The organism is Streptomyces sp. NRRL B-1347 (genome assembly GCF_000720325.1).
In the GTDB taxonomy this organism is placed as follows: domain Bacteria; phylum Actinomycetota; class Actinomycetes; order Streptomycetales; family Streptomycetaceae; genus Streptomyces.
Genome location: NZ_JOJM01000006.1, coordinates 200,480 through 207,886 on the forward strand (window position 1 = coordinate 200,480; position 7,407 = coordinate 207,886).

6 protein-coding genes are annotated in these 7,407 nt (G+C 69.9%); 3 read left to right on the plus strand and 3 right to left on the minus strand.

The window, feature by feature from the left end; genetic code table 11:
* Positions 1-102 precede the first annotated feature (102 nt).
* Complete coding sequence (locus tag IG74_RS0109460) at positions 103-2,178, minus strand: fructose-specific PTS transporter subunit EIIC (protein WP_030672747.1); 2,076 nt, start codon at positions 2,176-2,178, stop codon at positions 103-105.
* A gap of 381 nt (positions 2,179-2,559) precedes the next feature.
* Between IG74_RS0109460 and ahcY the strand changes: the two genes are divergently transcribed.
* Together ahcY and IG74_RS0109470 are read left to right on the plus strand one after the other, a co-directional pair.
* Positions 2,560-4,017 carry an adenosylhomocysteinase gene (ahcY, locus tag IG74_RS0109465; RefSeq protein WP_030672749.1) on the plus strand — a complete coding sequence of 486 codons (1,458 nt, stop codon included), beginning with the start codon at positions 2,560-2,562 and terminating at the stop codon, positions 4,015-4,017.
* A 216-nt stretch (positions 4,018-4,233) separates the two neighbouring features.
* Positions 4,234-4,848, plus strand: coding sequence for a hypothetical protein (locus tag IG74_RS0109470; RefSeq protein ID WP_030672752.1), 615 nt, complete (start codon positions 4,234-4,236; stop codon positions 4,846-4,848).
* Positions 4,849-4,856: 8 nt separating this feature from the next.
* On the opposite strand, the gene IG74_RS0109475 is transcribed toward IG74_RS0109470, so the two are convergent.
* A complete protein-coding gene (locus IG74_RS0109475) occupies positions 4,857-5,834 on the minus strand; it encodes an RDD family protein (protein WP_030672755.1) in 978 nt (325 codons plus the stop codon).
* Positions 5,835-5,941: 107 nt separating this feature from the next.
* On the opposite strand from IG74_RS0109475, the gene IG74_RS0109480 reads away from it, so the two are divergent.
* Entirely contained in the window at positions 5,942-6,949 is a 1,008-nt protein-coding gene (locus IG74_RS0109480) for a stage II sporulation protein M (RefSeq protein WP_030672758.1), read from the plus strand.
* A 193-nt stretch (positions 6,950-7,142) separates the two neighbouring features.
* On the opposite strand, the gene IG74_RS53320 is transcribed toward IG74_RS0109480, so the two are convergent.
* On the minus strand, positions 7,143-7,407 hold a 265-nt coding region (locus IG74_RS53320; RefSeq protein WP_234334283.1), incomplete at its 5' end, for a hypothetical protein.

A 7,407-nucleotide genomic window follows, 5' to 3' on the forward strand; every position in this document is an offset into this window, starting at 1 on the left:
GGCACAGCCGGACAGCGCCGCGCAACCGTTGGAACAAGGCATATGTGAAGGGGCCCGCACCAAGAAACAGGTGCGGGCCCCTTCACGTACGAACAGCAAGGCTCACTGAACCTCGCGCAGCACCTCCAGCACCGCCCCCTCATCCACCGCACCCACGAGCCGCTCCCGGAACCCCACATCCATCAGCTTCCGCGACAGCAACGCCAGAATCCGCAGATGCTCGTCCCCCGCCGCGGCCTCAGGCACGGAGATCATGAAGATCAGCTTGGCCTTCGTACCGTCGAGCGACCCCCACTCGATGCCCTCGGCCGACCGCGCGAACCCCACCACCGGCGAGGTCACGGCGTCGGTCTTGGCGTGCGGGATGGCGATCTCCTCGCCGAGCCCCGTGGTGCCCTGCGCCTCGCGCGCGAGCGCGACCCGCACCAGCTCGTCCACGTCGGTGACCTTGCCGGTACGCGCGAGCAGCCCGGCCAGCTCGCGGATCGCGGCCTCCTTGTCACCGGCGGCGAGCTCGACCTCGACGGTCTCCCGGGTGAGATAGCCGGAGAGGACCTCGGGCGCGGCGGCCTCGACCGCCGGGGGAGCGTCGGCGGACGCGGTCGCGACGGCGGACTCCCGCGCCCGGGCCGGCCCGGGCGAGCCCACGGCCCCCGCCCCCACGCCCGCGAGCACCGGCTCGCCCACGCCCGCCCCACCGGTCGGCACCCCGTGCCGCCGCCGCTCGCTCAGGTCCACCAGCGAGACGGTGGCGAGCGCGGTGACGACCGTTCCGGCGGCCACGGCGACGAAGAACATCGGCACTCCGCCGACCGCGCCGAGCACCGCGACGATCGGCCCGCCGTGCGGCACCGCGTCCTTCACGCTCGCGAGGCCCGCGATCGCACCGGCCACCGCGCCGCCGAGCATGTTCGCGGGAATGACCTGCGCGGGCCGCGCGGCCGCAAACGGAATAGCTCCTTCCGAAATCCCGAACAACCCCATGAACAACGCCGCGAGCCCGGTCTCCCGCTCCTGCTCCGAGTAGAGCCGCTTGCGGATCAGCGTCGCGAGCCCCTGCCCGAGCGGCATCACCGGAATCGCCGCGGCGCACATGCCCATGACGGTCTGGTTGCCGGTGGCGATGAGCCCCGCGCCGAACAGGAACGCCGTCTTGTTGACCGGACCGCCCATGTCGAAGGCGATCATCAGCCCCAGGATCGCGCCGAGCAGGATCGCGCTCGTGCCCGTCATCCCGCTGAGCCAGTCCGTCAGGTGCTCGAAGACCCACGAGATCGGCTTGCCGATGACGTAGATGAAGAAGAGCCCGAGCGCGCTCGTCGCCAGGATCGGGATCACGATGATCGGCATGATCGGCTGGACGAACTTCGGGACCTTGACCTTCTTGATCCACAACACCAGGTACCCGGCCAGGAACCCGGTCACGATCGCCCCGATGAAGCCCGCCCCCGCCTCGGAGTCGTAGAGCTCACCGGTGTTGGCGATCCACCCGCCGATCATGCCCGGCACCAGGGCGGGCCGGTCCCCGATCGCGTACGCGATGTACCCCGACAGGATCGGCACCATCAGCTTGAAGCCGATGACGCCGATCTGGTTCACATGCATCCAGAACGAGTCGTCCGGGATGACGAGCCCGCCCTTCGGGTCGGTGTGCCCGCCGAGCGACAGCGAGATCGCGATCAGCAGACCGCCGACCACGACGAACGGGATCATGTACGAGACGCCGTTCATCAGCGCCTTGTACGCGACGCTCCGCTCCCGGCCGCCGCCCCCTCCGCCGCCCCCGGCCGGACCGGTGCCGCCGCTCCCGGCGCCGCCGCCGCTCTGCACGGGCGCGGTCCGGACCCGCTCGATCAGCCGCTCGGGCTGGCTGATGCCCTCGGAAACCCCGACCGACAGCACGCGCTTGCCCGCGAACCTGTCGCGGTCCACGTCCTTGTCGGCCGCGATGATGATGCCGTCCGCCTCTCTGACATCGTTGTCAGACAGTACGTTCTCAGCCCCGATCGAGCCTTGTGTCTCCACCTTCATGTCGACGCCGAGGCGGTCGGCGGCCTGCTGGAGCTTCTCCGCCGCCATGTACGTGTGGGCGATGCCGGTCGGGCAGGCGGTCACCGCGAGCAGCTTCAGCCTCTTCTGCCCGCTGGCGCCGGTCGGGGGGTCGGCCGGACTGGTCACGTGGTTCTCCTAACGCCTTGACCGAACAAGGTCGCGCATGTGTTCCCGATCTCCAGGCATCCTGCAACAGACAGGGACAGGAGCAAAAGCGCAAAGGTCCTGGTTCGTCAGGGACTGATGGCCTTTGCTCCGACCTCCAGAAGGTCGCGATTCAGCCACAGCCCATCTCCCGGCACCCTTGTGGCTCACTGCGCCGATCGGTGTAGATTCGTGACAGTGCCAGACGTCGCTGCTGATGGCGGTCGGGCGGTCCGCTCCTGGACCGGCCGAGGGAGAGAGGGCCTCCGACGGACTGCGCTGCGCGCGCCGGTGCGTCTCCGTACCCCGACGCCGCAGATCAGCCATGCCCACCCTCGACCCCATCACGAGGAGCAGCTCACCATGACGACTGCCGTCAATGGCAAGGACTTCAAGGTCGCCGACCTCTCCCTGGCCGAGTTCGGCCGCAAGGAGATCACCCTCGCCGAGCACGAGATGCCCGGCCTGATGGCGATCCGCAAGGAATTCGCCGCCAGCCAGCCGCTCGCCGGCTCCCGCATCATGGGCTCGCTGCACATGACCGTGCAGACCGCCGTCCTCATCGAGACCCTGGTCGCCCTCGGCGCCGAGGTCCGCTGGGTCTCCTGCAACATCTTCTCGACCCAGGACCACGCCGCCGCGGCCATCGCCGTCGGTCCGAACGGCACCCCGGACAACCCCCAGGGCATCCCGGTCTTCGCCTGGAAGGGCGAGACCCTGGAGGAGTACTGGTGGTGCACCGAGCAGGCCCTGACCTGGCCGAACTCGCCCACCGGCGGCCCGAACATGATCCTGGACGACGGCGGCGACGCCACCATGCTCGTCCACCTCGGCGTCCAGTACGAGAAGGACGGCAAGGTCCCCGGCGTCGAGACCGCCGAGAACGACGAGCACCGCGTCATCCTCCAGGTCCTGAACCGCACGCTGGGTGAGAACCCGCAGAAGTGGACCCAGGTCGCCTCGGAGATCCGCGGCGTCACCGAGGAGACCACCACCGGTGTCCACCGCCTGTACGAGATGCAGCGCGACGGCAGCCTCCTCTTCCCGGCGATCAACGTGAACGACGCCGTCACCAAGTCGAAGTTCGACAACAAGTACGGCTGCCGCCACTCGCTCATCGACGGCATCAACCGCGCCACCGACGTCCTCATCGGCGGCAAGACCGCCGTGGTCTTCGGCTACGGCGACGTCGGCAAGGGCTGCGCCGAGTCCCTGCGCGGCCAGGGCGCCCGCGTCATCGTCACCGAGGTCGACCCGATCTGCGCCCTGCAGGCCGCGATGGACGGCTACCAGGTCACCACCCTGGACGAGGTCGTCGAGACCGCCGACATCTTCATCACCACGACCGGCAACAAGGACATCATCATGGCCGCCGACATGGCCAAGATGAAGCACCAGGCGATCGTGGGCAACATCGGCCACTTCGACAACGAGATCGACATGGCCGGCCTCGCGAAGATCCCGGGCATCGTCAAGGACGAGGTCAAGCCGCAGGTCCACACCTGGACCTTCGCCGACGGCAAGGTTCTCATCGTCCTCTCCGAGGGCCGCCTGCTGAACCTGGGCAACGCGACGGGCCACCCGTCCTTCGTGATGTCCAACTCCTTCGCGGACCAGACCCTGGCCCAGATCGAGCTCTTCACCAAGCAGGACGAGTACCCGATCGGCGTCTACACGCTGCCGAAGCACCTCGACGAGAAGGTCGCCCGTCTGCACCTGGACGCGCTCGGCGTGAAGCTCACGACGCTCCGCCCCGAGCAGGCCGCGTACATCGGCGTCGAGGTCGCGGGCCCGTACAAGCCGGACCACTACCGCTACTGATCCGGCCCGCGTACCGCCCCCGATCACGGACCGGCCCCATCTCGGGCCGCCCTTGATCCCCGGGGCGGGGCCCGGCCCGGTCGGCCGGCCTCGGCCGTAGCCGTACGTCTCCAGCAGGCCCTCGCCGTCCCGGCGGGGGCCTGTCGGTGTACCGGCCCCACGACGCACCGGCCCCACGACGCCCTACCGCACGTCCCCCGACAAGGACCGAGCCCCATGCCCCGCGGTCGCTATTCGCTGCACGATCCGCACGATCACACCCCCCTAGGTGAAGAACACTTCCAGTGCGCGCCCGGCCCCTCCGGCTGGCGCTATGTCGCCCAGCGCACCACCCCCTCCGGCGACCACGCGGGCTCCGTCGACCTGACCGTCGACGAACTCGGCCGCCCCATCCGTCTCGAACTGCACGCCTCCGGCTGGCAGGTGCGGGCCGCGGCCCTCGACGGCGTCACCTGGGTCCGCACCGACGCCACCGGCGCGCACGCCACCGAGAACAACGCCCCCGCTCATGCCTTCACCGGAACGTCCCCCGCCTTCCTCGTCGCCACCGCCCGGCTGCTGCGCCTCACCCCCGATTCCCCCGCGACCCGCGTCCGCCTGGTCGCCTTCACGGACCCGGTCCTGGCGCCGCGCACCCTCGACCAGTCCTGGGCCCTGCTCACGAGAGAAGCACACGCCACTGACAACGGCCCGCTGACCGTGGACGAATACCAGGTCACAGCCCTGGACACGGGCGAGCAGCACGCCGTCCACCTCAGCGGCGACGTCGTCGTCGCGGCCCCCGGCATCGAGCTCGAACACCTCGAATCGCCGCCGTCGGCCTTCGCTTGACGTCCGCGCTACGCGGGCGGCACGAAGCCCGTCGAGGGCCGCTGCGGCTCGGCACGCGGGCCGGGTTCCGGCACGGCGTGCGGCACGGGCCGAGGCGCTTCCGCTCCCGCCACACCGGACGTGGGCGGAGCCCACTGGCCCGCCGAGGGCCGCGGGGCGTGCGGGGGCTGGGGAACCGGCATGCTCGGCGCCCCCGGCGCGTAGGGGCCCGGGTACGGCGCGTGCCCCTCGACCGACGCCCCGCCGAAGGTCCGCTGCGCCTCCCGCGTCTGCCGCTCGTGCACCACGGCGGCCAGGAACGCGGCCGGCGGCACCCCCACGGGCGCCGGAGCGCCCGTCCGCGCGACCACGTCGGCCGCGAGGCGTTCCGCCATGCCCCAGCCGACCTGCGGATCCAACTGACCCATGCGCGTCAGGTACTGCCGTATCGCCAGCCACAGACCGTCCGGAACCCCGGACAGATCGAGCTGGGAGAACTGCCCCGCGAGCCACGGCGGCGGCGCGGGCACGTACCCGGTCTGCGCCGTGGGCACCCGCTCCCGTACGACGAGCGTCCCGGCGAGCACGTCCCCGAGGCGCCGCCCCCGCGCCGAGACCAAGGACGCGATGCAGGCGACCACGCCGAACATCAGCAGGATCTCGACGACGCCGACCGCGCCGCGCACCAGGGCGTGCCGGAACCGGATCGGCCCGCCGTCGTCCCGTACGACCCGCAGCCCGCACGCCACCTTCCCCAGCGACCGCCCGTGACTGAGCGTCTCGATGGCGATGGGCACGCCCACGAGCACCAGGACGAACGTCGCCACGGCGATGGCGGCGGCCGCGGCGTCATCAAGGGACGCCGTCGCCGCGAGCAGCCCCAGTGTCACGGCCAGGTACACCGACCAGGCCACGACCATGTCGATCAGGAGGGCGAGCGCCCGGCTCGGCAGCTTCGCGGGGCGCAGCTCCAGCGCCACCGCCTCGCCCGTCACAAGCTCACTCACGCCCGCCGCCCTTCCCGTCTCTGCCCCCGTCACCGCCAGTCTGCCAAGCTGATGAGTGATCGCGCCGCAGTAGGAGCAGTACGAGAAGCCGAGGAGCAGCCAATCCGATGGACCTCGACGTCTTCGTGTCGGCCCACCGAGCCGAGTGGGACCGACTCGACGCCCTGGTACGCCGCCAGCGCCGGCTCACCGGCCCCGAGGTCGACGAGCTCGTCACGCTCTACCAGCGCACGGCCACGCACCTCTCGCTTATCCAGTCCAGCGCCCCTGACCCTCAGCTCACGGGACGCCTCACACAGCTGGTGGCACGCGCGCGTAGTGCCGTGACAGGCACGCGCCGCGCCTCCTGGAGAGACGTCACACGCTTCCTGACCCACGGTTTCCCGGCCGCGGTCTACCGGTCCCGGCGCTGGTGGGTGCCCACGGCCCTGCTGTCCGTGACCCTCGCGGCCGTGATCGGCTGGTGGGTCGGCACGCACCCGGAGGTGCAGTCCTCGATCGCGGCCCCTTCGAAGCTGCGGGACATGACCCGCCCCGGAGGCGAGTACGAGACGTACTACTCCAGCCACCCGGCGACGTCCTTCGCCGCCCAGGTGTGGACGAACAACGCCCAAGCGGCCGCGATGTGCCTGGTCCTGGGGGCCTTCCTGTGCGTCCCGGTCATCTGGATCCTCTTCCAGAACATGCTCAATGTAGGAGTGGGCCTCGGCCTGATGTCCTCCGCGGATCGCCTGGACACCTTCCTGGGGCTGCTCCTCCCGCACGGCCTGCTGGAGCTGACCGCCGTCTTCGTAGCCGCCGGAACCGGACTGCGCCTCGGCTGGACGCTGATCGACCCCGGCCCGCGCACCCGCCGCGCTGCCATGGCGGAGGAAGGCCGTTCCGCCTTGGGAATGGCCATCGGCCTGGCCCTGGTCCTTCTCGTGTCCGGCGCCATCGAAGGCTTCGTCACCCCTTCCGGCCTGCCCACCTGGGCCCGCATCGCGATCGGAATCGCCGCCGAGCTGGCCTTCCTCGCGTACGTCTACGTCCTCGGCGGCCGAGCGGCCCGCGAGGGCGAGACCGGCGACATCGAGGAGTCGGAGCGGAGCGCTGCCGTCCCCACTGCGGCGTGATGTGCGTACGACCCGTCTGACCTGCTAGTCTCCTCATCGCTCCGGAAAGACCGTTGACACGGGAGGACCGGGGAGGTAGATTCGAACAGTTGCCTAGAGCCCGACGGCTCGCACGGTAACATTGAAAATCTGCCTGCTTCTCGAATCACATCAATCGAGAAGCCGCACCCGATGAATCAGAATCCGGAGCCGGTCAGACCGGCCCAAAACCTCTGATAAAGTCGGATCCGCCGGAAAGGGAAACGCGAAAGCGGAAACCTGAAAGGCGCCGATGAAAATCGGAACGGATCGGGAAGCCGAGAAGATCTGATAAAGTCGGAACCGCCGGAAGGCCGAAAGGCCGGAAAGCACCGAGGAATTCGGAACGGACCGGGAAGCCGGAAAGATCTGATAGAGTCGGAAACACGAAATACCGAAGGGAAGCGCCCGGAGGAAAGCCCGAGAGGGTGAGTACAAAG